This is a genomic window from Paracoccus sediminilitoris (genome assembly GCF_003259195.1).
Taxonomy (GTDB): domain Bacteria; phylum Pseudomonadota; class Alphaproteobacteria; order Rhodobacterales; family Rhodobacteraceae; genus Paracoccus; species Paracoccus sediminilitoris.
Window position 1 is genome coordinate 41,398 of record NZ_QJPK01000019.1, and the last position, 25,939, is coordinate 67,336.

The following is a 25,939-nucleotide window of genomic DNA, read 5'->3' on the forward strand; positions in this document are numbered from 1 at the left end:
TGAGGGCTTGCGCGGCGGCGCGGTTCATGGGTGCCACTGTCAAAACATGCCATCCCCTGTCAAGGTCAATCAGGCCTGACCGACCGCGCCGCTGCGTTAGTCCGCAAAGGGCCGCTGGCGTGCAAGGTCGTCACCCTGTCGCGACAGCCCCCGCGCCAACGGCAGAAGATCGGCCTGAAGCGCGTGATAGATGTCGGGCTTGCCCTGGAACTGGGTCATCAGCGGCAGGTTGTCGGGGCCGACCTCGTGGTGCCAGCCGCCGTGATGGGCATCAACCATATGAGTGGCCGCGAACTGCCACAATCTGCGATACCAATCGTCGAATTCGGGTTTCGGGTCCAGTTTAAGCAGGGCCGCCAGGGCGCCGATCGCCTCGGTCACGGGCCACCAGTACCGCGCGGGGTTGTCGACCCGACCGTCGCGGCCAAGAGTATAGGCCAGCCCGCCAAGATCGTCGTTCCAGGCGTCCGCCAGCCCTGTCCGCACCAAGGCGGTCGCCTGCGCGACGCTGTCGCCCTCGGGCCGTCCCGCCAGATCCCACCATTGCAGCAGCAGGCGCGCCATCTCGAAGCTGTGGCCGGGGGTGGTGCCTGCGGGGCGGAACATCGGATTGCCGGAATAGCCGTGATCGGGCCGCCAGTCGGCGTCGTAATGTTCGGGAATGCGCCAGCCGTTCTCTGCCGCCTGCCCCGCGATGAAGAAGCGCAGGATGCCGCCTGCCCGCGACAGGAATTCGCCCTTGCCAGTGGCCTCATGGGCGGCCAGCAGCGCCTCGACTCCGTGCATGTTGGCGTTCATGCCGCGATAGGTGGAAAAGACCTGCCAGTCGCGGGTGAATTCGTCGCGGAACAGCCCCGCCTTGGCGTCCCAGAAATGACGATCCAGAACCTCGGTGATGTCTGACAGCAGCCGGTCGGCATCGGGATGACCGACCATCTTGGCGCTGGAGGCCGCCAGCAGCACGAAGACATGCCCATAGGCCAGCTTGGTCCCGTCGGCCGCGCCCTTGCCATCGACCGACCACAGATAACCGCCGCGGTCGCGATCGCGGTGGCCGTTCCACAGGAATGCCATACCCTGATCGATGATCCCTGCCCGATCCGGCCGCCCCGCCAATTGGGCCAGGGCATAGGAATGGACCAGCCGCGTCGTGCTGTGCAGCTCCTGTATGTCGCTGGCCAAGGCGCGGCCCGTTGGGTCCAGGCCGTGAAAGCCGCCTGCCGCCCGCGGGCTGGCATCGAACAGGTCCAGCGAACGCCGGGCATCCTGGGCCAGGAAGGCGCGGTGGTCAGGGTCGTCCAGCAGAATGGCGGTCATGGTCCGTTCCTTTCAGCGTTTGCGCAAGGCATCGGCCAAGGCCGAGCCGAAGGCGCCCTGCGATTGCGCCGGGCCTGCCGAGGTCGTCGTCTTGCCACGCGGTTTTTCCGCCTTGGGGCGCTCCGGCGCGGGCTGGCCGCCACCATCCTTCCGCATGGTCAGGCCAATGCGCTGGCGGGGAACGTCCACCTCGGTCACGCGGACGCGGACGACATCACCGGCCTTCACCACCTCATGAGGGTCCTTGACGAACCGGTCGGCCAGTTGGCTGACATGGACCAGCCCGTCCTGATGCACACCGATATCCACGAAGGCGCCGAAGGCCGCAACGTTGGTGACGGTGCCCTCCAGCGACATGCCTGGGCGCAGATCCTTGATGTCCTCAACCCCGTCGGAAAAGGTCGCGGTGACGAAACCGGGGCGCGGGTCGCGACCGGGCTTTTCCAGCTCGGACAGGATGTCGCGCACGGTGGGCAGGCCGAAATCATCGGTCACGAAATCCTGCGCCCGCACCGATTTCAGCGCTGCGCTGTCGCCCATCAGGGCGCGCAGATCACGTCCACAGGCGGCCACGATCTTGCGGGCGACGCCATAGGCTTCGGGGTGGACGGCCGAAGCGTCCAGCGGCTCGGACCCCTGAACGCGCAAAAAGCCTGCGCTTTGCTGGAAGGCCTTGGGGCCAAGCCCCGCGACCTTCTTCAATGCGGCGCGGGACGGGAAGGCTCCGGTCGCATCGCGATGCGCAACGATGGCCTGCGCCAAGGACGGCCCCAGCCCCGCGACGTGCGCCAGCAGCGGCGCCGACGCGGTGTTCAGGTCGACGCCCACGGCATTCACGGCATCCTCGACCACGGCCTCCAGCGATTTCGCCAGTTGGCGCTGATCGACGTCATGCTGATACTGCCCCACGCCGATGGATTGCGGCGGCACCTTGACCAGTTCGGCCAGCGGGTCCTGCAACCGCCTTGCGATGGACACCGCCCCCCTGATCGACACGTCCAGATCGGGAAATTCCTTGGCCGCCAGTTCCGAGGCCGAATAGACCGAGGCACCGGCTTCGGAAACGATGACCTTGGTCGGTGCCTTGGTCCCCTTGGGCAGACGCTTCAGCACATCGGCCACCAGCCGCTCGCTCTCTCGGCTGGCGGTGCCATTGCCGATGGCGATCAGGTCGACGCCGTGCTTCGCGATCAGCGCCGAGAGCGTGGCCTCGGCCCCGCGCAGGTCGTTCTTGGGCTGGAAGGGATAGATGGTGGCCGTATCGACCAGCTTGCCGGTCGCGTCGATCACCGCGATCTTGCAGCCGGTGCGGATGCCCGGATCGATGCCAAGCGTGGTCCGCGCCCCGGCAGGTGCCGCCAGCAGCAGGTCGCGCAGGTTGCGGGCAAAGACGCGGATCGCCTCTTCATGGGCGCGTTTGCGCAGGTCGGTCAGCAGGTCGATATACATGGTGTTCGACAGGCGTACCCGCCACGTCCAGCCCGCCACGCCGCGCAGCCAATCGGCCCCCGGCCCCGCCGTCAGCGGTCCAAGACCCCGCGCGACGATGCCTTCGGCCCGCGCCACGCCGGTTTCGGGGTCCGGAGAGATGTCGATGGTGACGATCTCCTCCTTGGCGGCACGCAGGATCGCCAGCGCCCGGTGGCCGGGGATATCGGCCCATTTTTCGCGATGGTCGAAATAATCGCTGAACTTCGCCCCGACCTCCTCCTTGCCCTTGGCGACGCGGGCCGCGATGAAGGCGTCGCGCTGCATGAAATCGCGCAGGCTGCCCAGGACCTGGGCGTTTTCGGCCAGTTCCTCGACCAGGATGTCGCGGGCCCCGTCCAGCGCGTCCTTGGGGGTGGCCACATCACCGGTGACAAAGCCGGGGGCCAGCCTGGCCGGGTCTTGGGACGGGTCGGCCATGATGTGGCGCAGCAGCGGCTCCAGCCCCTTTTCGCGGGCGATCATCGCCTTGGTGCGGCGCTTGGGCTTGAAGGGCAGATAGATGTCCTCCAGCGCGGATTTGGTGTCGGCTTGCGTGATGGCGCGGGCAAGATCGTCGGTCAGCTTGCTCTGATCGCGGATCGACCCCAGGATCGAGGCCCGCCGCGCCTCCATGTCGCGCAGATAGGTCAGGCGGTCGGACAGGGTCCGCAACTGCGTGTCGTCCAGGCCGCCAGTGACCTCCTTGCGGTAACGGGCGACGAAGGGAACCGTCGCGCCCCCGTCCAGCAATTCGGCGGCGGCGATCACCTGCCTGGGCTCGGCGGCGATTTCGGTGGCGATCTGGCGGGCAATGCGAAGCGCGGTGTCCATGGAGGAACCTTTCGTCGTGATCTTTGGCCGCCGTTCTAGCCCTTCGTCTCGTCCCCGCCAAGCGGTGCATCGACCTGCAGTTCCGGCAGCTGCAGAACCTCGGCGGCGGTGGCCTTGCCCTTGGCGCTGTCGCGCACGACCTGACGCAGCGCGGCGGACCGTTTCAGCAGACGCCGGAAGCCGGTTTCGTCCAGAGCCAGCAGGCTGGTTGGGGTGATGGCCCGCACCTCGGCACGGCGGACGCGGCTGGTCAGAACCCCCATCTGGCCGAACATGTCGCCTCGGCCCAAGCGGTTCGTCTGGCCGGCCGTCAATTGTTCGACCGCCCCCGATGCCACGAAATAGACCGTCCGCGCGGGCGTGTCTTTGCGGGTGATGACATGGCCCGCATTGATATAGCGGGTGCGGACCTCTTTGCTCAGGCGCTTCAGCTCGGCGTCGTTCAGATCGGCGAACAGCGGGAACTGGCGGACCAGTTCGTTCTTGCGCAGGGCAAGGTCCAGCTTGGGTCGCGTTTCGGACCGGCTACGGCGGACCGTCAGGTCGTTCATCAGCTGGGTATGGACCTCGGCGCCGATCAGCCCGTCGTCGCGCATGGTGTTGTATTCGCGTTCCTCCAACCGCAGGGCGGTGCGGCGGATGAAGCGGCGTTCCAATTCCTCGGCATAGCCGGGATATTGCAGGCGCAAACCCTCCAACGCGGTCTCGACCGCCTCGATCCGGCGGCTCAGCAGTTCATGCAGCAATTCGGCCACGCGGCGGCCGTGGATGCGGCGGATGCGCCGGTCGATGAAGCCGTGAAGATCGCGCAGGATCAGACGCTTGGCCAGCAACATCTCGAACCGGTCGGCGGTCAGGGCGGCCAGGGGGCCGGGCACGCCGAAACGGTTGCGCAGGATGGCGGCCATGCGGAAGGTCGGCCCATAACCCAGGCTGCTGCGCGATGCGCGCTGATAGCCGGTCCGCCCGCTGCTGCGCGCGCCCTCGATCAGGCGGTCCACGTCGAACAGCGCCTGTTCCGACAGCCGGGCCGAGATGATGCGTTCGCGGAATCGCTGCAAGATCATCTCGCGTTCGTGGCCCGCCAAGGCGATCAGGCCCAGGGTGATGCGGTCGCGGTCCAGGATCTCGGCATTGTCCTCGGCCTCGGCGCGTTCGACGGCGGCGTCGAGGCGGGCGGCAAAGCGCTTGGCCTCGGATCGGACGGTGTCGCGGGTCAGGTCGTAATTCTCGGTCGCCTGCGCCACGCCTTCGCGCACCGTCTGCAGCGCCACGGCGACCACCTGGTTCGACAGCGCCCGGTCCAGCGGCGACAGCTTGTCCAGACCCAGCAGCGTGATGACGCCCCGCAGCGTCGTCCCCTGCACGATCAGCGTGAAGAGCGTAAAGCCCGTGGCCAGGATGCCCACCAGCCGCTTGGTTTCCACCGGCACGCGCAGGCTTTCGGTCACGGCCAGCGCCAGCGCCAGCGTGACGGCCCCCCGCAGACCGCCCCACAGGATCGCCACGCGATAGGGTCGCTGAATCCGTGGCGACAATCCCATCACGGTCAGCAACGGCAGCACCCCGAACAGGATGATCGCACGGGCGACGAAGGCCGCCAGGATCACCACCAGCACCAGAAGCAGGTCCGACAGGCGCACATTGTCCAGAAGCCGCGGGATCAGCAGCGCGGCCAGGATAAAGATCATCGCGCCTGCCCAATGCGCCAGCAGGCCCCAGACCTCGCGCAGGTTGACCCAGAAGGCGGGTGCAAGACGCCCCGGCCCCATGAAGTTCAGGGTCAGGCCCGCCGCGACAACGCCGATGACACCCGACGCGCCCAGTAACTGTTCCGCCCCGATATAGGCGAGATAAGGCACCGCGACCGAGACCGAGATCTGCGCGGTTTCGAACCGCGAAAACAGCCCCATCAGCATCAGCGCCACCCGCGCCGACAGCCAGCCCGACAAGACGCCGCCCAGGATCAGGCCGGGAAACTTGCCGAAGGCCTCGGACAGGCTGGGATTGGGGACGCCCAGCATCACATAGCTCATGAAGAGACCAAAGAGGGCGATGGCGGCGGCATCGTTCAGCAGGCTCTCGCCCTCGATGATGCGGGCAAGGCGCTTGGGTGCCGACAGCGACCGGAAGATGCTGACCACCGCCGACGGGTCCGTCGTCGACACGATCGACCCGACCAGCAGGCAGACCATCAACGGCAGCCCGCTGATCCAGGACAGGGTATAGCCGATGGTCAATGTCGCCACGACGACCGCCACCACGGCCAGCGTCAGGATCGGCACCCAGTCATCCATCATCCGGCGGATGTTCATTTCCAGCGTCGCCTGGAAGATCAACGTCGGCAGGAAGACATAGAGGAACACGCTGGATCGGATCGGCAGCGCCAGGATGCCTTCGGCCAGCGGGTTCAGCGCATCCGTCAGCTCGGTGTTCAAAAGGAAGATCGCGCCGCCCCCGATCAGCGTGCCGACCGCCGCCAGCATGACGCTGAACGGCAGGGACAGGCGCGCCGCCAAGGGCTCGGCCATGGCGATCAGCAGGAACAGGCAGGCGGTGAACGAGGTCAGAAGCACGATATCCATGACTTCGGAATAGTGGCAGATGTCGTCGCTGGGAAGACCACCTGGCGCCATATCTGGCATCTACACCGTCCTGTGACGTCGAATTCAGTGATCGCGCCGCGCAGTGCTTGAATTGCGGCCATGCAGCGCACAGCTGACAAGGCCACGGGTCGGACGACCCGCCAGATCAACAAGACCTATGGAAAGGAGGACGCCATGTCCTCGATGTTCGACCCCCTGACGCTTGGTGCCGTGACGCTGAAGAACCGCGTCGTGATGGCCCCCCTGACGCGCAGCCGTTCGGGCGACCAGCGCATTCCCAATGACATGATGGCCGAATACTATGCCCAACGTGCAGGCGCCGGGCTGATCCTGTCCGAAGCGACCAGCGTGATGGCCATGGGCGTCGGCTATGAGGCAACCCCCGGCATCTGGAACCAGGCCCAGGTCGAGGGTTGGTCCAAGATCACCAAGGCCGTACACGAACGCGACGGCCTGATCTTCCTGCAGCTGTGGCATGTCGGGCGCATTTCGCATCCCGACCTTCTGGGCGGCGAATTGCCTGTCGCGCCCTCTGCCATTCAACCCGAAGGCCATGTCAGCCTGCTGCGCCCCAAGCGGTCCTATGTCACGCCGCGCTCCTTGGACATCGAAGAAATCCCCGCCATCGTCGAGGCCTATCGCCAGGGTGCCGAAAACGCCCGTCGCGCCGGTTTTGACGGGGTCGAGATCCATGCCGCGAATGGCTATCTGATCGACCAGTTCCTGCAGGATGCCAGCAACACCCGCGACGATGCCTATGGCGGATCGATCGAAAACCGCGCCCGTCTGCTTGACGAAATCACCGATGCGGTCATCGGGGTTTGGGGTGCCGATCGCGTCGGCGTCCATCTGGCCCCGCGCGGCGACGGCCACAGCATGGGCGACAGCGACCCCAAGGCGCTGTTCACCCATGTGGCGCGCCAGCTGGGCCGCAAGGGCGTGGCCTTCATCTGCCTGCGCGAACACGTCGCGGGGGACAGCCTGATGGGTGACATCCGAACGGCTTTCAACGGTCCGGTCATTGCCAACGAAGGCCTGACCAAGGATCTGGCTGAAAAGTTGCTGGCCGAAGACAAGGCCGATGCCGTGGCCTTCGGTCGCGATTTCATCGCCACGCCCGACCTGCCCGAACGCTTCCGTCGGAACCTGGCGCTGAACGACCATGATCCCTCGACCTTCTATGCGGGCGGTGCCGAAGGCTATACCGACTATCCCATCCGGACGGGCATCGCCGCCGAATAGGGCCGCCAGGCAGGGCAAACATAGGAAAGGCCGGGCAATCGCCCGGCCTTTTCAGTCATGCGGTTGTCTTACATGCGGTCGCGGCTGGAGTCGTCGGGGCGCATGCCGCTGGGGAAGGACGAAACCGAGACCGTGTCACCGGACATCAGGTTGCGGTCGGCCAGCTCGCGGGCGTTGAACAGATCGCCGGCGCGGCGATCGACTTGCTGCATCTGGGCCTGGCTGAAGTTGTTCATGTCGGGCCGTTCCTTCATGGTCAGCGATCCGGCCGCGGCGGGGATGGCGGCAAGGGCGGTCATGGCGGCGGCAATCAGGGCAAAGCGGGTCATATCTGTATTCCTCGTTGGGGTGAAGTTTCGCTTGTCGTGATTGCAGTTACGGTCGCCGCGACCCATTTGTTGCACCCCACACGCGAGCGTGATGCAGATGATTGCGCGCCATGTGAAAAAGGCGGCCCCGAAGGACCGCCTTTTCGCGTTCACCGATCCCGTGGGATCAGCAGCTGTAATACATCGCGTATTCGATCGGATGGGGCGTATGCTCGTAGGCATAGACCTCTTCCCACTTGAGTGCCATGTAGCCTTCCAGCTGATCGCGGGTGAAGACGTCACCGGCCAGCAGGAAGTCCATGTCCTTGTCCAGCTCCTCCAGCGCTTCGCGCAGCGAACCGCAGACGGTCGGGATTTCGGCCAGCTCTTCCGGCGGCAGATCGTAGAGATCCTTGTCGGAAGCCGCGCCCGGATCGATCTTGTTCTTGATGCCGTCAAGGCCGGCCATCAGGAGCGCTGCAAAGCACAGATAGGGGTTCGCCGCGGGATCGGGGAAGCGGGCCTCGACGCGCTTGGCTTTGGGCGATTCCGTCCACGGAATACGGACGCAGCCCGAACGGTTGCGTGCCGAATAGGCGCGCAGGACGGGGGCCTCGAAGCCCGGGATCAGGCGCTTGTAGCTGTTGGTCGAGGGGTTCGTCAGCGCGTTCAGCGCCTTGGCATGCTTCAGGATGCCGCCGATGAACCACAGGGCCTCTTGGCTCAGGTCGGCATATTTGTCGCCTGCGAACAGCGGCTTGCCGTCCTTCCAGATCGACATGTTCACATGCATCCCCGACCCGTTGTCGCCCTTCATGGGCTTGGGCATGAACGTGGCCGACTTGCCATAGGCGTGGGCGACGTTGTGGATGATGTATTTGTATTTCTGGATGTTGTCGGCCTGGGTCGTCAGCGTCCCGAAGATCAGCCCCAGCTCGTGCTGCGCGCTGGCAACTTCGTGGTGGTGCTTGTCGACCTTCATGCCCATGCGCTTCATCGTCGTCAGCATCTCGCTGCGGATGTCCTGAGCGGCGTCGGTCGGGTTGACCGGGAAATAACCGCCCTTGTGGGCTGCGCGGTGACCCTGGTTGCCCATCTCGTATTCGGTGTCGGTGTTCCATGCGGCGTCGGAGGCGTCGATCTGGAACGCGACCTTCTGCGGCGTCACGGAATAGCGCACGTCGTCGAACAGGAAGAATTCGGCTTCAGGTCCGAAATAGGCCGTGTCACCGATGCCCGAGGACTTCAGATAGGCCTCGGCCTTTTCAGCCGTTCCGCGCGGGTCGCGGCTGTAGGGTTCGCCGGTGTCGGGTTCGACCACGTTGCAATGCACGCAGAGCGTCTTTTCAGCATAGAACGGATCGATATAGGCCGATGCCGGGTCCAGGATCAGCTTCATGTCGGACTGATCGATCGACTTCCAGCCCGCGATCGAGCTGCCGTCGAACATGAAGCCTTCCTCGAAGAAGTCCTCATCGATCAGATCGCGATCCAGCGTCACGTGCTGAAGCTTGCCCTTGGGATCGGTGAAGCGGACGTCGACATAGGCGACATCTTCATCCTCGATCAACTTCAAGACATCCTTGATTTTCATCTCTTCCCTTTCTTCGTGGTAACGGCCCGGCGGCATTCTGGCCGGGCCGAGAGATATCGGGTTGTTTCGCCTGCCGCGATCAGACCGCGTCGTCGCCGGTTTCACCGGTCCGGATGCGGATGGCCTGTTCCACGGGCATGACGAAGATCTTTCCATCGCCGATCTTTTCGGTGCGGGCGGCGCCCACGATCGCTTCGACGGCGGCTTCGACCTGGTCGTCGGGCAGCACCATCTCGATCTTCACCTTGGGCAGGAAATCGACAACGTATTCAGCGCCGCGATACAGTTCGGTATGCCCCTTCTGACGCCCGAAGCCCTTGACTTCGGTGACGGACAGACCCTGCACGCCAACTTCCTGCAGGGCTTCCTTCACATCGTCCAGCTTGAACGGCTTGATGATCGCCTCGATCTTCTTCATCGCTCTAGATCCTTCCTCGCGGCTTGCCTGCAGTCTGATTGGCGCGTTTGTTGGATGGCGTAAATGCAGCAGGATGATCTTGGAAGGCCGGAAACGGTTTGTCACGGGGTCCTGCATAAAATATCGGCAACAAGATTAAAATACAGGCAAACACGATGCTGGATGGCGCTGAGATTCTGACACCCGCCCAAATGCGCGCCACCGAGGCTGCGGCCATTGCCAGCGGCATGGTCACCGCGGCCGAACTGATGGAACGCGCGGGGCGCGCCGTGGCGGATCAGATTCGCCTGCGATGGCCCGCGCCGCGGCGGGTCACCGTCTTGTGCGGTCCGGGGAACAATGGTGGCGACGGATATGTCATCGCCCGTCATCTGCACCGCGCGGGCTGGCAGGTCGGCGTTCTGGGGATGCGCGGCAAAGCGGCAGGCGATGCAGGCGCGATGGCCACCCGCTGGCGGGAATCGGGGTCGATCCTGCCCCTGGATGTCGGTTTCGACCCGACCGGGTGCGATGTCATCGTCGATGCGATCTTCGGTACCGGCCTGACCAGACCGCCGCAGGGCGCCATCGCCCAGCTGTTGCAGACCCTGTCGGGTGACGCCCTGCGCGACCGGATGGTCGCGGTCGATTGCCCAAGCGGCCTGCGCCTTGAGGACGGCCGGTTCCCCGGTGACGGGGCGCGCGCGGGTCTGACCGTCGCCTTCGACAGCCCCAAGCCCGGCCATCTGATCGGCGACGGCCCCACGGCCTGCGGCAGCCTGGTGGTCGCCGATATCGGCCTTGGCCCCTGGCGTCAGGCCGATCCGGCAGGCGTCGCCCTGACATCCGCGCCCGATGCGTCCCAAGGGCGTTGGCTGGCCAAGCTGCATGGTGCGGGACACAAATTCGCGCATGGCGCAGCGTTGGTCATCGCCGGCGAACAGGGCAGCGGCGGCGCGGCCCGCCTGTCGGCACGCGCGGCGCTGAGGATCGGGGCGGGGCTGGTCACGATCTGTCCGACACCCGACGCCATGCCCGAACATGCCGGCCCGCCCGATGCGCTGATGCGCAAACCCGTGCAGGGCCCCGGGGATCTGGCGCGGATGCTGCAGGATGACCGCATCGGCGCCGTCTGCATCGGCCCGGGATGCGGGGTCGACCGCGCGCAGGCGCTGCTGCCGCCGCTTCTGGCCAGCGGACGGGCGGCGGTGCTGGATGCCGATGCCATCACCGCGCTGGCCAAGGGCCTGGCCCCTGCCCTGCATCCCGCCTGCATCCTGACCCCGCATATGGGGGAATTCGCCCGCATCCAGCCCCAGCTTGCGCAGCGTCTTTCCGACCCCTGCCAGGACCCGCCCCTCTCCAAGCTCGAGGCCGCCCGTCAGGCCGCAAGGACCCTGAATGCGGTGATGGTTCTGAAAGGTCCCGACACTGTCATCGCCTGCCCCGAGGGGGCCATCCGGGTCCATTCGGCCTATGACATCCCCTGGCTTGCCACCGCCGGCGCGGGCGATGTGCTGTCCGGCCTGATCACGGGCCTTCTGGCCCGCGGCCTGCCCCCCTTCCGGGCCGCCCAAATGGGGGTCAGCCTGCATGCCCAGGCTGCACGGCATTTCGGGCCCGGCCTCATCGCCGACGATCTGCCCGACCTGATGCCTGACATTATCCGGCATGCCATGGGTGACAGGCCTGCGTAGTTGCGATGACATCCCCAACTGCCGCGGTCGAAAAGCCCACCCGCCTTTGGGCGAACCCGTCGTAGCGCGGGCCTTGCCCGCCCCATTTAATTCCATTAAGCATGAAGTATGGAAAAAAATAGAACCCTCGAAGCCCTGTCGGCCCTGGCCCATGACATCCGGCTGGACGTGTTTCGCCTGCTTGTGCAGGCGGGACCGTCGGGCATGGCCGCCGGAGAGATCGCCGCAAGCCTCGATATCAGGGCCAATACCCTGTCGAACAACCTCAATATCCTGGGCGCGGCTGATCTGGTGCGATCACGGCGCGAAGGCCGTTCGATCCGCTATTTCGCCCGGATGGAGACGATGCGGGGGCTGCTGGGCTTTCTGATGGAGGATTGTTGCGGTGGACAGCCCGACCTGTGTCAGCCGGTTCTGGACCAGATCGCCTGCGATTGCTGATCGCGACCCCATCCCATCGCGCAAGGGCAGAGACCCATGACCGACATGACAAAACCCGAAGGCACCCCCCTGGGCCGGTTCGAACGCCTGCTGACCCTTTGGGTGGGTCTGGCCATGATCGCGGGACTTGCCTTGGGCGCGCTGTTTCCCGGGCTGGTTCAGGCCATCGCGGGGGCAGAGGTGGCGTCGATCAACCTGGTCGTCGCCGTCCTGATCTGGGCCATGGTCTATCCGATGATGGTCAGCGTCGATCTTGGCGCCGTGGGCGGGGCCTTTCGTCAGCCACGGGGATTGCTGATCACGCTGGTGGTGAACTGGCTGATCAAGCCTTTCAGCATGGCCTTGCTGGCAGTGTTGTTCTTCGACCATGTCTTCGCCCCCTGGATTGCCCCCCAGGATGCGCAGCAATACATTGCCGGTCTGATCCTGCTGGGCGCCGCGCCCTGCACCGCGATGGTCTTCGTCTGGTCGCAGCTGACGCGGGGTGACGCGACCTATACCCTGGTGCAGGTCTCGGTGAACGACCTGATCATGGTCGTGGCCTTCGCCCCCATCGTGGCCCTGCTGCTGGGCGTGACCCAGATCGTGGTGCCTTGGCAGACGCTTGTGCTGGCCACGATCCTCTATGTCGTCCTGCCTTTGACGGCGGGGCTGGTCACGCGTCGCATTCTTGGCACCCAGTCCCGCATCGACATCTTTTCGGCCCGGGTCAAACCTTGGTCGATGATCGGCCTGATCGCGACGGTGGCCATCCTGTTCGGCCTTCAGGGCCAGACGATCTTGGACAGACCCGTCGTCATTGCGCTGATCGCCGTGCCGATCCTGATCCAAAGCTATCTGATCTTTGCCATCGGTTACGGCGCCGCCTTTCTGATGGGCGTGCCGCATCGGATCGCCGCGCCCTGCGCCATGATCGGCACGTCGAACTTTTTCGAACTGGCCGTCGCGGTGGCCATCAGCCTGTTCGGGCTGAATTCCGGCGCGGCGCTGGCCACGGTTGTCGGCGTTCTGGTCGAGGTGCCGGTCATGCTGTCGCTGGTGGCGTTCGCCAACCGCACCCGGTCCCGTTTCCCGCAGGAGCAGGCATGATCGTCGATCATCACAACCCCGACTGCGGCACATCGCGCAATGCGCTGAACATCATCCGCGCCTTTGGCAGCCAGCCGGTGTTCATCGACGATTTGACCGGAAGGCTAGACCGGTGCGCAGCTGCTGGCGTTGCTGGCGGCGGCCGACCTGACCCCTGTTAAATGAGGACAGCTGATGATCCTTGACCAGAAAGACCATCCCGTTGACTGACCTGCTCAACATCACCCCCGAATGCCTTGGCCCCATTACCGCCGAGCCGCTGTTTTCGGCCCCGCGAAGCCAGCATCCACCGCGCATCCTGCTGCTTTATGGTTCGCTGCGCGACCGCAGCTTTTCGCGTTTCTCGGTCGAGGAAGCCGCGCGCCTGCTGACCGCGTTTGGCGCCGAAACCCGCATCTTCGATCCGCAAGGCCTGCCGCTTGCCGATGCGACCGAGGCAGACCATCCCAAGGTCGCCGAATTGCGCGACCTGGTCGGCTGGTCCGAGGGAATGGTCTGGTGTTCGCCCGAACGGCACGGGGCGATGACGGGCGTCATGAAGACCCAGATCGACTGGATCCCGCTGTCCCTGGGCGGCGTGCGCCCGACGCAGGGCAAGACGCTGGCCGTGATGCAGGTCTGCGGCGGTAGCCAGAGCTTCAACACCGTCAACCAGCTGCGCATCCTTGGGCGCTGGATGCGGCTGCTGACCATCCCGAACCAATCCTCGGTCGCCAAGGCCTGGGATGAATTCGACGAGGCAGGTCGCATGAAGCCGTCGCCCTATTACGACCGGATCGTGGATGTGATGGAAGAACTGGTCCGCTTCACCCTGCTGACCCGCGACATCAAGGATCACCTCGTTGACCGCTATTCCGAGCGCGTGGAAAGCCACGAGGCCTTGTCCAAGCGCGTGAACCAGACCAAGGCCGTCTGAGGCTGCGGCAGCCCCCGCCGACGGGTGAACGGCCGGGGCAGCATCCGAAAAGCCGGACGCCCGGCCAGCCGCGCGCCGATATGACAGTGCGATCAATCGCTTGGGTGGCCGGATCATATCTTGTCAACAGCAGGGGATGTCGCACCAAGCCCGATTGACGGATGGCCCGACCCGCGCAATATGGTCGCACCCTTTCCGGATCAGCAGCCTCGTGACACATCCCTTGCCCAACTACCTCAGGGTCTACCTCATCAATCTCGATCGTGCGGAAGAACGGTTGCGGCGGATGGAAGAGAAATGCGCCGAGGCGGGCCTTTCCTTCGAACGCGTGGCGGCGACCGATGGAGAAACCCTTACCTTTCCCCATTCGGGCGTCAGCGCCCGCGCCTACAGATACCTGCATGGTCGCCGGATCATTCCGGCCGAGGTCGGGTGCTATTTCAGCCATGTGGAATGCGCGCGTCGGCTTCTGCAAAGCGACGCCGAGCATGCCCTTGTCCTGGAAGATGACGTCGCCTTTTCCCAAGACTTTGCAGCGGTGCTGCGCGACGCCCTGAACGCCGACGAAGATTGGGACATCCTGCGCCTCAGCACCATGAACAAGGGGCCGAAATTCCGCTTCCGCGATCTTCCCAACGGCCGCAGCCTGGCCATCGCCCTGACCCGAGAGAAAGGGGCCGGTGCCTATGTCATCAACCGCCGGGCGGCGGCCTGGATCGTCGAAGATCTGATGCCCATGCGCCTGTCATACGACATCGCGTTCGATCTGGAATATCTGGACGGCCTGCGCGCCGCCTTTGTCGACCCGCCCCCCGTCGATCAACGGGACGAGGCGAAATCGCAGATCCAGAACAACATCCGCGCCTATAAATACACTCGGTCGCGTTACCTGACGGTGCTGCCCTATCGCGCATGGATCGAAACGGCGCGGCTGGTCATGCGGTCGCTTTGCTATCTGATGCTGGTCTTTCAGCACCAGCCGCGCCTTGCCGCCATCCGCCTGGTGCCCATTCTGGCGGCGACCGTGCTGGGCATCGATGAAGTTTTCGATCATCTGAAAGACTAGCCGCCGCCTGCCTCCATGGTTCCTTTCCGAACGGGGGCATTCTGGCACGGGCGGCGCATCCCGTGGGCGCGCCAGAGGGCCGAACCGTCACCATGGTTGATCTTTGCCATCCTTCCCGGATAAGAGAACGCCAAACTCAAAGACCCGGTGAAAGCCCGGGTGGCTCTTCCGGCCCCTGATCCGCCGAACAATCATTGTTGAAATCCTGTCAAACAGCGACACCGGAACGTCTGGAACCAGATCGACCGCTGCAGGCTACCGGATACTCATGAACTCAATTTCCGAATACAAAGAGCCAATGGTTAGACAACATCCGCGGCGATCTGCTGGCAGGGGTGGTGGTGGCCTTGGCCCTGATTCCCGAAGCCATCGCCTTTTCCATCATCGCCGGCGTGGACCCCGAGGTGGGGCTTTACGCCAGCTTCTCGATTGCCGTGCTGATCGCCTTTGTCGGCGGCAGGCCGGGCATGATCTCAACCGCGGCCACGGTCGTCCTGATGATCACGCTGGTGCGTGAACACGGGCTGGAATACCTGCTGGCGGCCACAGTGCTGGCAGGCCTGATTCAGATCGGTGCAGGCCTGCTGAAGCTGGGCCGCTTCATGCGCTATGTCTCGAAATCGGTGATGACCGGGTTCGTGAACGCGCTGGCGATCCTGATCTTCATGGCGCAGATGCCCGAACTGGACCTGTCCGTCCCGGGCATCACCTAACTGACCTATGCCCTGGTGGCGGCGGGCCTGGCCGTCATCTATCTGGTGCCGCGTCTGACCACGGCGATCCCGTCGCCGCTGGTGACGATCGTCGTGATGACGGCGCTGGTATGGTTCATGGGCTGGGACGTGCGCACGGCGGGCGACATGGGCGCATTGCTCGATACGCTGCCGATCTTCCTGATCCCTGACATCCCGAGCAAGGCCACCGGCTTCATCAGTGGCATGGCGGGCTGTGCGATGATCGGTCGGTCGATCATTAACTTCAAATCCGGCGGGCGGGGGCGTCTATTGACCTTCACCGCCAGTCTGGCGCTGTTGATCATGGTGGTGGGCCTGGGCGCCCGTGTCGCGATCATCCCGATGGCAGCGTTGGTCGCGATCATGATCACGGTCTCGATCGGGACGTTCAGCTGGTCTTCGATCGGCAATTTGAAGACGCATCCCCGGTCGTGATCGGTGGTGATGATCGCGACGGTGGCGACGGTGGTCTATACCCACAACGTGGCTATCGGCGTCCTGGTCGGCGTGATGCTGTTGGGCGTTTTCTTCGCTGCCAAGATCGCGCAGCTGTTCGGCATCAGGAAGACCCTGTCGCTCGACGGTCCCGAACGGACCTGTATCGTCGAGGGGCAACTGCGCTATGGCTCGTCCGAGGATTTCGCCGATGCCTTCAACTTCGAGGAAGCCGTCGACAAGGTCGTCATCGATGTCAGCCGCGCGCACATCTGGAACATCAGTTCGGTCCAGGCGCTGGACATGGAAATCCTGAAATTCCGCCGCAAAGGCGTCGAGGTCGAGTTGATCGGCATGAACGAGGCTTCGGAAACGCTGATCGAAAAGCTGGCCATCCATGACAAGCCGGGCGCGCTTGAAAAGCTGATGGCACATTGCGGAAGGATATCATGACCAACAAGATACTCGCACTGGTCGACGGTTCGGTCTATTTCAAAAGCGTCTGTCACCACACCGCCTGGGTCGCCGGACGGCTGAGCGCCTCGGTCGATGTCATACACGTCCTTGGGCGTCGCGAAACGGGGGCCGGACAAAACCTGTCCGGGGCCTTGACCCTAAGTGCCCGCAGCGCCCTTTTGGCCGAACTCTCCGCCGCCGACGAAACGCGCACCCGCCTGGCCAGACCAAGGGTCGCGCGAGTCTGGAGAATGCCCAGAAGATCCTCGAGGCTGACGGCACCGGACCCGTGGTGCCGCACCTGCGCAAGGGCGACCTTCTGGAGACCGTGCGCGAGGTCGAGCCGGATCTGCGCGCCATCGTCATCGGCAAGCGCGGCGAGAGTGCGGATTTCGCGACCGGCGATTTGGATTCGAACCTTGAACGGATCGCGCGCGTATCTAAGGTTCCCGTCATCGTCGCATTATGGTCGTTCAAGCCGATCACCAAGGTGCTGGTGGCGTTCGACGGCAGCGCATCGGCCATGAAGGCGATCGAGCGGATGTCGAAAAGCCTGGTGTTTGAGGGGCCGGGAGATCAGGGTGCTTTATGTCGACAACGGCAGCGGCCGGATCGGGTCGCGCATGGACGCCGTCGCGGCCTTGGAAGCGGCGGGCCTGACCGCCACCGCCCGCACCATCAAAGGCGAGCCTGACGAGGCAGTGCAACAGATCGTGGCAACCGAAGGCTTCGACCCGCTGGTGATGGGCGCCTATGGGCACAGCCGGATTCGCAGCCTGATCATCGGTTCGACCACGACGGCCATGGTGCAGGCAGTCAATATCCCCGACCTGCTTTACCGCAGACGCCCGATCCTGAACCGGCCCCCGCGCTTGCAGGATCACGCGCAGGGGCCGGAACGCCGCCGATCAGCCCGTTGCAAGATCGGTTCGCACCCGCGCGGCGATGATCCAGCACGACACCACCACCATAGAGCACCATAGCCCCAAGATCAGGCTTTGGGTGAGAAAATTGGCGCTCATTTCGATGAGGATGCCTGTGATCCCCGGCCCGTTCGCGGTCAAAATCACCATGATCGTCGACGCCAACGACCGGATCGCACCCAAATGCATGGTCCTGCAAAGGACCGGGAACAGCACGCCCCGCAGCGATCCCGCCATGCCCTGTGTCACGCCGACCACCGCCGGCGCGACATACCAACCCGCGATGCTTTCCGCCGGGCCGATCAGGCTGACGCCGACGCTCATTTGAAGCAGCAGCATCGGCAGCAGACGGATCACGCCGAACCTGTCGGGGGCCTATCCCGACGCGAATGCCTTGATCACTGTCGATATGCCGAAAGCCGTATAGCCGGGGGGCCATGTACGCTAGGCTCCCTCCCTTGACCTGCCCGACATAGGCCTGATGGAAGGAGATCACGGTCGCGATGAAGCCGGGCGTCAGAAGGACGCGCAACATCGCGGGCAGCAACCAGTGCCGGCCCGCATCCGAGCGTTGCCATTGGCGCCCCAGCAGACCGGGCTTGGCCGTCTGCGTGGCATGGGTAACGGGGGTACGCGCCTCGGACAACAGCTGGCGGCTGAGAAGGGGTGCGACGGTAAGGCACAGCATGGCCACCACGACCAGCCACGTTCCCCACCAGCCAATGGTGCCGATCAGCAAGACCATCAGCGGCGGGACGATGATCTCGCCCCCGGGGTGTCCCAGATAGGCGATGGAAACGGCCTGACCACGCCGGTCCTCGAACCAGCGGCCCATCGGCGTCATGGCGATATTGCTGAACCCGCCCTGCCCGCAAAAGCGCAACAGGAACAGCGCAACCCCCAGAATCCACAGCAACGGCGCCCAAGCCATGCCGATCGCGGCCGCCGGTGCCAGCCGCGACAGCGGCACGCTGTCCGCCATGGCGCCGCGCCAGAACATCAAGCCCGACGCAGACAGGGTGGCCACCGTGTAGAGGCTGCCCCAACTGCCATCCGTCAGACCGTACTCGTTCTTGATGAACACCGCGACAAGCGAGATGAACCAGGTTTGCCCAAAAGCTGAAGTGAAGGTCAGCAGCAACTCTGCACCTGGCCAGCGGAAATTGTCGCGAAGAAATTGGATCATGGGCAATCAGCGTGGCTGGAGAGGCGGGATTCGCAGAAGCTGCAATTCGTGATCTGTGACATGGGATGAAACAGGAGGCGATGCCGCGATCCACCCGGCTGGAGGGCGCACCTGAGGTCAGATCGACGCTGCGCTGGCATTCACGGGTGCAGGCGCCGATCGCCACCTAGCGGATGCGATTTTGCCGGTCGGGATGACGGTAGGTCAATGCAGATCACCGGTGATTTGTCCCGCCTGTCTAGAGAGGATTTTTAACCACTCTGGTGGACAGGTTTTGCGGTCATGGCAACGCAGGTTATGCCATTCCATCTTCCGCCACGTGTGGCAGATGACACCCTTGGCCATGTCGGCCAAGGTGAATTTCATTGTCGCCCTCCTCAGAGGTCTACCGAACTGACCGCCCCGGGACAGAACCCCAGCCACTATTCACGCGGAACCATCGACCGAAAAACCTCCGTCACAATTTCCGCGGGTTCCTTGGTGTCATCTTCAGCGGACCACTTGGCAGGTGGCGCCATATGTTTGAGACCAGTAGCCTCCAATACGGCGCCACGAACCTATTGCCCTGCTGCTAGACAGAGAGGTGAGGTTGCCTGAGCAACAGGCCGATCAATGCTATTTATCACGCACCTGCCGACTGTGCAGCGATGGCAAGATGGTGATGGTCTGATCTTTCGATCAGGAGCCATCTCAGATGACATGCAAGCTTACTTCGATGAACCGTTCGCTTTGAAGCTGGCTTTGGGGCGGTGAAGATATTCTCCGGCAGACATGGCTGGGGTAAACTGATGTCCCCCGTCTGCTATATCCGAAACGCGTTGATGCCTTGAGTAAGCCGATGGGCCGATCTGGTGCCGAAGGTGTTGATTAGCCGGCAGAAGCACCGCATCAAGGCCTCCAAAAACACAATATAGCGCGCAGCACAGAAAAGGCCCGCCAGCTTGCGCCGGCGGAGCTCCGTGACGTGTTCTGCGATCCGTGATCAGCGACGGCGTGCCAGTCCTGCCCAGATGCGACCGGCATCGCGGTCATGGCCGCCCTTGATGGCACCCATCCACGCAGCCACGCCGGCCACCAAGGCAGACACGGCCAGAAACAGCGCCGTCCAGATGGCGGCATGGCGGGCGCTTTCGGCGACTTCGACGGCACGATCCTTGGCGTCCTGCAGGCGCTGCTCAGCCTCGGCGCGCAGCTCTTGGGCGCGAGCTTCGACTGCTGCGGCGGCTTCCTCGGCCTGGGTCCGGGCGTCTTCCAGACGCTGCTGCGCTTCGGCCCGCAGGTCCTGAGCCTGCTGGACTGCCTGTTCGACACGGGCGTCGATCTGCGCCGGGGTCAATTCGGTCCGTGCGGCAAGCGCGGCGCGCAGATAGTCCAGATCATCTTCGGGAACCTCACCCGTGCGAAGGACGGTGCTCAGAATGTTGACCACTTCGCCGCGGATCTGTTCGTTCGAAAACTGATCAGGTGCAGCGGCTTCGCTGCGCAGGAAGCGATCGGTAACATAGTCCAGCGGATTGGCGCCAGCGCCCTGTCCGCCTTCCTCTCCGCCGATTGCCGAGGCCGCGCCGCCTGCCAACTGGCCGACGCCGCTGATTGCTCCACCCGCGACCTGACCCACGCCACCGACGACGCCGCCGGCCAGTTGACCCGCGCCTTGCGCCACTCCGCCCACGGCAGACCCTGCCGCCTCGACCGCAGTGGTGGCTGCATTTCCGGCTGCGCGCACGCCGCTTGTCACGGCGCCGGCTGCCAGAATGCCGCTGAGCAGCATGCCCAAGGCCCAGACCGTCAGGCCGTGAATGCCGTCGCGGGCCTCGACCTCATCTTCGGATGTCGAGCTGCGCCGACGCATTCGTCCGGCAATATATCCGCCAAGACCATAGACGGCGACCATCGCGATAAAGGCAAAGAGCCCCACCAGGATCAGCGAGAACGTCCCCAGACCCTCGCCCTCCTCGGGCGAAACCGAGCCTAGCCCGATCGCGGTCGTGAAACCGGTGAAGACGACGGATGCGCCAGCCGCGATTGCGGCACCCGCCAGGATCGACGCCCAATCGACGTGGCCGCGCTTGGTGTCGTCCTCCAAAATTCTTTCATTCATCATGTCTTTCCCGAAGATGCCAATGCCTTGTCCCAAGCCGGTCAAAAACTGCCGAGGCTCGTCTTCAAGAACGCTGGTTGGTCATAATGTTTCCCCAAGCCAGTCAATTATATAATCTTCATGCCGTGATATCCGCATACGGGGCAAAATGTTTGCGAATGCGAAGCTACCGCACGGGAAAAACCGACCGCCAGCTGATGGCAACTGCGCGATGATATGGGAAGGCTGGGTGCAAACGCGGTCAGGTCAGCCACAGATGACCTGACCCCTGCATTCCGTCTGTTCGACAGTTGATCTTTGATAGAGTGCCGCCACTGCTGGGACCATGTGCGGCCACGCAATATTCGCCACATTAACAAAAAGAGGTGTGCACTGGCGCCTACTGAACTTTTCCTTGGATGGCTCGGGCCCCTTCGCCGGGATGATGCGCTTCGGGCTCAACGGTGATGGCGAGGTCGAGTTCATTGCGATTGGGGTGACGCGTGATGAGATGTCGCGCTTCCAGACGATAGACATTGTGACCAGAGATAAGGTGTCGTTCGAAGCCTCCATCAACGAGGCCGTCATCGTTGAAAGCTGTTTTGATACCGCCGGTGCCTGCGCACCGGGACATTACACGTTCAAAACGCTTTAGGACGGTCGTGTTATGGAGAGTGTGGCACTACGCAGACTTGCGTGTCATCGGTACTTCGGAAGCAATGGGGGCATTCAACGATTCCGTTACCGGCATACGACCGATTTCACGAAACCAATCCTGCCACGATGTGGAATTAGTCAACCCGAACTGGTCACAACCAATGTCGGATCGCCAGTTGCAAGTCATTTGGGAACGGATGTTTTTCACCCATCCATATCCAAGCCAAGTATCAGAAGATCAGGGACAATATTCCGATAACGACAAGCAGTCCGATGATGAAGATGATGCCGACAGCACCGCCGAGGAATTTGAGCATGGTAATCTCCTGTTTTTCATACGGGTAAACCATGTCGGGCCGGTCTTGTTCCCTGACCGGCGCATTGCGTCTTATGATGACGAATGGGAAAAGGGAAAGATATTTTGTCTGCATTTAAAGGGAACCTGTCCCACCATTCTGCGTTTTCGATCGTTGTTGCATGACCAAAGAGTTTAACCCAGATGCTGTCCCCTTTGAACATCCTCAGCGTGTCAGACGATGACTGGCACATGATCCAGAGCGCATTGCGCATGTTCGATCACAATCTGGAATACCGTCGCCTTCGTACGCGACTGGAGGATGCTGTCGAGAAGCCTGGTGGCGATGATACCGGAGACAATATGGCACCTCGGCCCCGGGCGCATTGACGATCACTGCTTGGCGAAGCCTTTGTTCGGACATTTGGCGCAGCCGCAATCTATTCTTCCACCTTCGACATTGAAAATTCGTCATTCCCTCGCGTGCAAAGGTGGGGCAGGTGCATGGCTGGAATTCATATCCATACTGGCGCGCAGATTTCCTCTGGTGCGGATTTCCGGGCTGTGCTAGATCGCCCAAAGTCCCGCGATTACTGATTAATGCGGGCAAGTGCGGGTGTGGCGGAACTGGTAGACGCACCAGATTTAGGTTCTGGCGCCTTTGGCGTGGGGGTTCGAGTCCCTTCACCCGCACCAATTTTCCCGGTTTGATGTGATCTTCCAAGGCGACATTGCTCTGCCGCGCATACCAGTTCGCCTTTCAGCCTTCCTGCGCGTCGGTGATGACGTTCAGGTCGCGCAACTGCTCCGGCGTCAGAATATTGATCTCGTCGGGTGGAGTGCGCAGCGCCAGCGGCATCAGGCGCAGATCGACACCCATCTGGTCCAGATAATCCATCACGCTGGCTTGGGCCCGTTGGACATCCGCCACGGCCATGAAGGCTGGCAGGATGGTGTTCTTGCCGAAATAATGTTGGTGAACGCCGACGACGCCCCCCTCTTCGACCAGCCTTGCCCGCCCTCCGGCCAGGATATACGGACAGGCCGACAGGCAGACTGCGCCATCCTGGATGGTCGTCGTCAGACCCACCGACCGAATGCTGCGCCCGATCGCCAGCGCATCCGACACCGACCCGCCCGAGCTGTCCAGCGCCACCTGCGTCGCCTGCGGACGCGCCTCCTCCAGCCAGGCCACGAAGCGGTCGCCATCGCCCGGCGCGATCTGCCCGGTGATGGCGATCTGGTCGTCGTCTTCGCTGAATTCCAGCTGGTCGGGCATCGGTCGCATGGCCGGGGCGCCGGGACGTGACGGGTCCGATGGGCGCAGGTCGGGGCGATAGGGGCGCACGCTTGGTCCCTGTGCCGGAGGGGCGAACAGGCCCGGTGCAGCGCTTCCGGGGCTGCGCATCATGTCGATGCCGACGATGGCCGCACCCATCAGCACCTGCGACACCAGCACCGCCCTGATGACGCGTTGAGGAGAGGAAAAGAGCCCCACCTCAGCTATCCTCGGTACGCGGCGGGGTTTGGCGGGCGTGAGGCACGGCATCGGCGCGATACAGCAGGTCCTGCGCCGCAAGGGCCGCGCGCAATTCGCCCACCGTCATGCGGTCGTCGCTGTGACCTTCGCCGCGACCCGACCGGATGGCGGCCTGCACGACCATGATGATGAAGACCAGCACTGCGGGCAGCAGGTCGATCGAAATCGCCCCCGCCCATGCCGGCACGAAATTCCCCGCATAGGCAATGACCGCATCGGCGGCCGACATGGGGGTGTAAAGCGCTTCGTCCGGGGCGGGCATCGCAATCACCGCGCCGGCCGCATCGTTCAGCGTCTGCGCGCGCTGCGCGACCAGTCCCAAGACGGAATTGATGGTGCTGGACTGACCTGCCCGCATTTCGGCGGTTGACCCGTCCAGTTCGGGCAGGACCACGGCATCGGAGAGATCCTGCGCGGCCCGCGACACAAGGGGGGCGGGGTTCAGCTGGCGCAGCTGGGTAATCAGGCCCGCCAGTTCGACCGCGTCTTCGGAAAAACGGACCGTGCGATCCTCCAGCGGGCCCGGTTCGACCGAAATGCCGCGCATCTGCGACAGGATCGTGTTTCCTTGGCTGAAGGTGGCCTCGATGGGTGCTTCGGCCTGATCAAGCTGGGCCTCCAGCGCCTGCAATTCGGCGCTTTTCTGGGTCAGGACGCGAAAGACCGCACCACGACCCGAAAAGCCCGACAGGGTGCCCCCGGCCTCTTGTTCCGAAAGGTCCTGGAAGGATTGGCGCACGCGGGCCACATCGCGCGACAGCGACTGACCGGCGACCGCATTGGCATGGGCGCGTTCCAGCGAGGTCTGATAATGCTGGACCGTGGTCGCCATATGCGTTTCGACCGCCGCACCCCCGGCAAGGGCCGCCGCGTTCAGCCAGGATGACATTGCCACGATCGCGACCGAGCCGAGCGCCATCGTCAGCAACAGCCCCACCCGCGACGCAGCCGACCGCACCGCGGGCAGCAGCCGCAGCAGATAGGACCAGAAGACGAAGATGCCCACCGACACGGCGATGGAATAGGCCAGCGCCGCAAAGGTCGTCCACATGCCGGGATCGTCCAGCAACGTCCGGACCCCCAGATAGGTATAGATCCCGGATGCCGCCGACAGAACGCCAAGCGCCGTCGAGGTAAAGCTGTCCAGCCAATCCAGATGACGTTCCAGTTCACGGGCATAGCGATCGCCCGCACGGTCCGGCAGGGCAAGGTCGGGGATGGTCCGTTCAGGCTGGGCGCGGTCCGGTTGGGGGCTGGGGGATGACATGCGCGCTCCGATGCTTGGGGTTCACCGCCAGATAAACGCAATTGGCGGCGGGTCTCAGCCCCCGACCGCTCACTTCTGCGTCAGGCGATATGCTTGTGGGGGGCGATCGGCACGCCATCAAGGATGACCTGGTCGCCGCCGGGCCGGGTCAGCGACAGCCTGTCGCGGTCCAGAACGCTAACCGTGCCCCGCTGGATGGCGACGATCCCCTCGGTCCGCAACTGGGCCAGCGTTCGGTTCACTGTCTGGCGGGAACACCCCGCAAAACCCGCCAGTTCGGTCTGACTGATCTGGACCGAAGGGTTCTGGTCGCTGGTCATGCCCAACAGGTGGATGCGGATGCGATCTTCGGCGGCATAGAACATCGCCACCGATTGCTGGCGATTGTCGCGCGTCAGACGTTCATGGAAGATACCTGCGAAATTGGCAAGGATCAGGTCGGCGGGCATGTGCTTGAGCACCAGCGCGGCGTCGAACAGCATGACCGTCGTCTCCGGCAGCGTGGTGCAGGTGGCAGCGCAGGTCAGGCCGGAAAACTGCTCGACCTCACCCAGCACTTCGCCCACGCGGGCAAGATGCGCCAGGATGCGGTTGCCGTTGACGTCGATGAAGCTGACCTCGATGCGACCGCTCAGGATCAGGTATCCCCAACGGGCAGGTTCGCCCTGGCGCAGGATCTCGGTCGGGCGGCGCAGATGCTGGATGGTGGTTTCGGACATCAGCTGTGCCATCTGGCGCCGTGTCAGGCCCTTGAACAGGGCCGGCGGCGCCTTTTCCAGATGATCCAGCCATTCCGCGATGTCGAAGGTGCGCCGCCCGGCCGGGACGGGCGACGCCAAATCTTGATGGTTGACCGCCTCGCTCACGCGTGGCCCCCTGTCGCGACTGATGGTGCGTCGAGTATAGCCCGAAATCGTGGGCCCGATGCAAGCTGCCGCCGCAGCACTTCAACCGACAGGTGGTCAATTCCCGCACCGACCGAGACTGTAAACGGGCACGGGAAAAAAACACAAACGTCCCGATCGATGCTAGTCCTTTGTAAATCAGAACTATCTGGATGAATGTCGGCTGCACGACATTCCGCGAAAATAATGAATGATTGGTTAACGAAAAATTACCGGTTTCATGCGCCCCGCGCGAAAAAAGGGCAATTCGCGGTCGAATCGCCCCGACATGCCGCTAGGTTCGCGGATCAAAAGTGCCATGCCCCTCATCCGTCCAAGTCCGCCGCCTTTACAAAAGCATCATTTAAGCACCCCATTCGCCCCCGATCCGCATGCCGTCGCACAGCGTATCGCACCTGTGAGCGGCACAAGGGATGGGGGCCCTAGGCTCCAGACCCATTGATTTCAGTCCGTTGCGGTGATTCAGGCTTCGCAAGGAGACCTGATC

General features: G+C 63.6%; 22 protein-coding genes, 1 tRNA gene, 2 pseudogenes and 1 other annotated feature. Of the genes and pseudogenes, 13 read left to right on the forward strand and 12 right to left on the reverse strand.

Annotated features, from left to right (window positions below; all coding sequences use genetic code 11):
- Positions 1-96: 96 nt before the first annotated feature.
- Genes DKT70_RS13460 through DKT70_RS13470 form a run of 3 tightly spaced genes read right to left on the reverse strand, consistent with a single transcriptional unit; the run spans position 97 to position 6,203 of the window.
- Positions 97-1,317: an AGE family epimerase/isomerase gene (locus DKT70_RS13460; RefSeq protein ID WP_111559631.1), complete on the reverse strand. Its 1,221-nt coding sequence runs from the start codon at positions 1,315-1,317 to the stop codon at positions 97-99.
- A 12-nt stretch (positions 1,318-1,329) separates the two neighbouring features.
- Positions 1,330-3,618: a Tex family protein gene (locus tag DKT70_RS13465; RefSeq protein ID WP_111559632.1), complete on the reverse strand. Its 2,289-nt coding sequence runs from the start codon at positions 3,616-3,618 to the stop codon at positions 1,330-1,332.
- Positions 3,619-3,653: 35 nt separating this feature from the next.
- Complete coding sequence (locus DKT70_RS13470; RefSeq protein WP_111559649.1) at positions 3,654-6,203, reverse strand: cation:proton antiporter; 2,550 nt, start codon at positions 6,201-6,203, stop codon at positions 3,654-3,656.
- 120 nt (positions 6,204-6,323) lie between these two features.
- On the opposite strand from DKT70_RS13470, the gene DKT70_RS13475 reads away from it, so the two are divergent.
- Complete coding sequence (locus DKT70_RS13475) at positions 6,324-7,466, forward strand: alkene reductase (protein WP_325048044.1); 1,143 nt, start codon at positions 6,324-6,326, stop codon at positions 7,464-7,466.
- A gap of 68 nt (positions 7,467-7,534) precedes the next feature.
- Here DKT70_RS13475 and DKT70_RS13480 read toward each other — a convergent pair whose 3' ends face one another.
- The 3 genes from DKT70_RS13480 to DKT70_RS13490 form a co-directional block, all read right to left on the reverse strand.
- A complete protein-coding gene (locus tag DKT70_RS13480) occupies positions 7,535-7,795 on the reverse strand; it encodes a hypothetical protein (protein WP_111559633.1) in 261 nt (86 codons plus the stop codon).
- 166 nt (positions 7,796-7,961) lie between these two features.
- Positions 7,962-9,368 carry a type I glutamate--ammonia ligase gene (glnA, locus tag DKT70_RS13485; RefSeq protein WP_111559634.1) on the reverse strand — a complete coding sequence of 469 codons (1,407 nt, stop codon included), beginning with the start codon at positions 9,366-9,368 and terminating at the stop codon, positions 7,962-7,964.
- 79 nt (positions 9,369-9,447) lie between these two features.
- Positions 9,448-9,786: a P-II family nitrogen regulator gene (locus tag DKT70_RS13490; RefSeq protein WP_072297194.1), complete on the reverse strand. Its 339-nt coding sequence runs from the start codon at positions 9,784-9,786 to the stop codon at positions 9,448-9,450.
- Between the two features lie 155 nt (positions 9,787-9,941).
- Here DKT70_RS13490 and DKT70_RS13495 point away from each other — a divergent pair, with 155 nt between their 5' ends.
- From DKT70_RS13495 to DKT70_RS18765, 9 genes and pseudogenes are all read left to right on the forward strand, one after another.
- On the forward strand, positions 9,942-11,462 hold the full coding sequence (locus DKT70_RS13495; protein ID WP_111559635.1) for an NAD(P)H-hydrate dehydratase: 1,521 nt from the start codon (positions 9,942-9,944) through the stop codon (positions 11,460-11,462).
- Positions 11,463-11,570: 108 nt separating this feature from the next.
- Positions 11,571-11,903 (forward strand): ArsR/SmtB family transcription factor, encoded by a 333-nt coding sequence (locus DKT70_RS13500; protein ID WP_111559636.1) that lies wholly within the window; start codon positions 11,571-11,573, stop codon positions 11,901-11,903.
- A gap of 36 nt (positions 11,904-11,939) precedes the next feature.
- Positions 11,940-12,992 carry an ACR3 family arsenite efflux transporter gene (gene arsB, locus DKT70_RS13505; protein WP_111559637.1) on the forward strand — a complete coding sequence of 351 codons (1,053 nt, stop codon included), beginning with the start codon at positions 11,940-11,942 and terminating at the stop codon, positions 12,990-12,992.
- Positions 12,989-13,153 (forward strand): thioredoxin domain-containing protein, encoded by a 165-nt coding sequence (locus DKT70_RS13510; RefSeq protein ID WP_407672214.1) that lies wholly within the window; start codon positions 12,989-12,991, stop codon positions 13,151-13,153. The genes arsB and DKT70_RS13510 overlap by 4 nt, the downstream gene beginning before the upstream one ends.
- A gap of 41 nt (positions 13,154-13,194) precedes the next feature.
- Positions 13,195-13,908 carry an arsenical resistance protein ArsH gene (gene arsH, locus DKT70_RS13515; protein ID WP_111559638.1) on the forward strand — a complete coding sequence of 238 codons (714 nt, stop codon included), beginning with the start codon at positions 13,195-13,197 and terminating at the stop codon, positions 13,906-13,908.
- 136 nt (positions 13,909-14,044) lie between these two features.
- The gene (locus DKT70_RS13520; RefSeq protein ID WP_111559639.1) at positions 14,045-14,974 is read left to right on the forward strand and encodes a glycosyltransferase family 25 protein; all 930 of its coding nucleotides are present in this window, start codon (positions 14,045-14,047) and stop codon (positions 14,972-14,974) included.
- A 137-nt stretch (positions 14,975-15,111) separates the two neighbouring features.
- Positions 15,112-15,167 (forward strand) — a sequence feature (sul1 is cis-regulatory element that is thought to sense ions involved in sulfur or methionine metabolism; They are found in Alphaproteobacteria).
- Positions 15,168-15,285: 118 nt separating this feature from the next.
- A pseudogene (locus tag DKT70_RS13525) lies at positions 15,286-16,596 on the forward strand (SulP family inorganic anion transporter).
- 292 nt (positions 16,597-16,888) lie between these two features.
- A complete protein-coding gene (locus DKT70_RS18760; RefSeq protein WP_325048045.1) occupies positions 16,889-17,293 on the forward strand; it encodes a hypothetical protein in 405 nt (134 codons plus the stop codon).
- A pseudogene (locus DKT70_RS18765) lies at positions 17,223-17,381 on the forward strand (universal stress protein); the annotation flags it as partial. The gene DKT70_RS18760 and the pseudogene DKT70_RS18765, both read left to right, overlap by 71 nt.
- 34 nt (positions 17,382-17,415) lie before the next feature.
- On the opposite strand, the gene DKT70_RS18430 reads toward DKT70_RS18765, so the two are convergent.
- The 3 genes from DKT70_RS18430 to DKT70_RS13540 form a co-directional block, all read right to left on the reverse strand.
- On the reverse strand, positions 17,416-18,708 hold the full coding sequence (locus tag DKT70_RS18430) for an MFS transporter (protein WP_111559640.1): 1,293 nt from the start codon (positions 18,706-18,708) through the stop codon (positions 17,416-17,418).
- A gap of 204 nt (positions 18,709-18,912) precedes the next feature.
- Positions 18,913-19,074, reverse strand: a complete 162-nt coding sequence (locus DKT70_RS18065) for a hypothetical protein (protein WP_158530054.1) — start codon at positions 19,072-19,074, stop codon at positions 18,913-18,915.
- 616 nt (positions 19,075-19,690) lie between these two features.
- Entirely contained in the window at positions 19,691-20,809 is a 1,119-nt protein-coding gene (locus DKT70_RS13540) for an ATP synthase subunit B family protein (protein ID WP_233490583.1), read from the reverse strand.
- A 325-nt stretch (positions 20,810-21,134) separates the two neighbouring features.
- Here DKT70_RS13540 and DKT70_RS13545 point away from each other — a divergent pair, with 325 nt between their 5' ends.
- The 3 genes from DKT70_RS13545 to DKT70_RS13555 all read left to right on the forward strand — a co-directional run bounded on the left by DKT70_RS13545 (position 21,135) and on the right by DKT70_RS13555 (position 22,436).
- Positions 21,135-21,443 carry a hypothetical protein gene (locus DKT70_RS13545; RefSeq protein ID WP_146612642.1) on the forward strand — a complete coding sequence of 103 codons (309 nt, stop codon included), beginning with the start codon at positions 21,135-21,137 and terminating at the stop codon, positions 21,441-21,443.
- A gap of 64 nt (positions 21,444-21,507) precedes the next feature.
- Entirely contained in the window at positions 21,508-21,939 is a 432-nt protein-coding gene (locus DKT70_RS18225; protein WP_199559602.1) for a hypothetical protein, read from the forward strand.
- A gap of 413 nt (positions 21,940-22,352) precedes the next feature.
- Positions 22,353-22,436 (forward strand) — tRNA-Leu (locus DKT70_RS13555).
- 64 nt (positions 22,437-22,500) lie between these two features.
- On the opposite strand, the gene DKT70_RS13560 is transcribed toward DKT70_RS13555, so the two are convergent.
- The 3 genes from DKT70_RS13560 to DKT70_RS13570 form a co-directional block, all read right to left on the reverse strand.
- Positions 22,501-23,238 carry a COG3904 family protein gene (locus DKT70_RS13560; protein ID WP_111559642.1) on the reverse strand — a complete coding sequence of 246 codons (738 nt, stop codon included), beginning with the start codon at positions 23,236-23,238 and terminating at the stop codon, positions 22,501-22,503.
- 1 nt (position 23,239) lies between these two features.
- Positions 23,240-24,547: a hypothetical protein gene (locus tag DKT70_RS13565; RefSeq protein ID WP_233490584.1), complete on the reverse strand. Its 1,308-nt coding sequence runs from the start codon at positions 24,545-24,547 to the stop codon at positions 23,240-23,242.
- Between the two features lie 80 nt (positions 24,548-24,627).
- Positions 24,628-25,413, reverse strand: a complete 786-nt coding sequence (locus DKT70_RS13570; protein WP_111559643.1) for a Crp/Fnr family transcriptional regulator — start codon at positions 25,411-25,413, stop codon at positions 24,628-24,630.
- Positions 25,414-25,939: the final 526 nt, after the last annotated feature.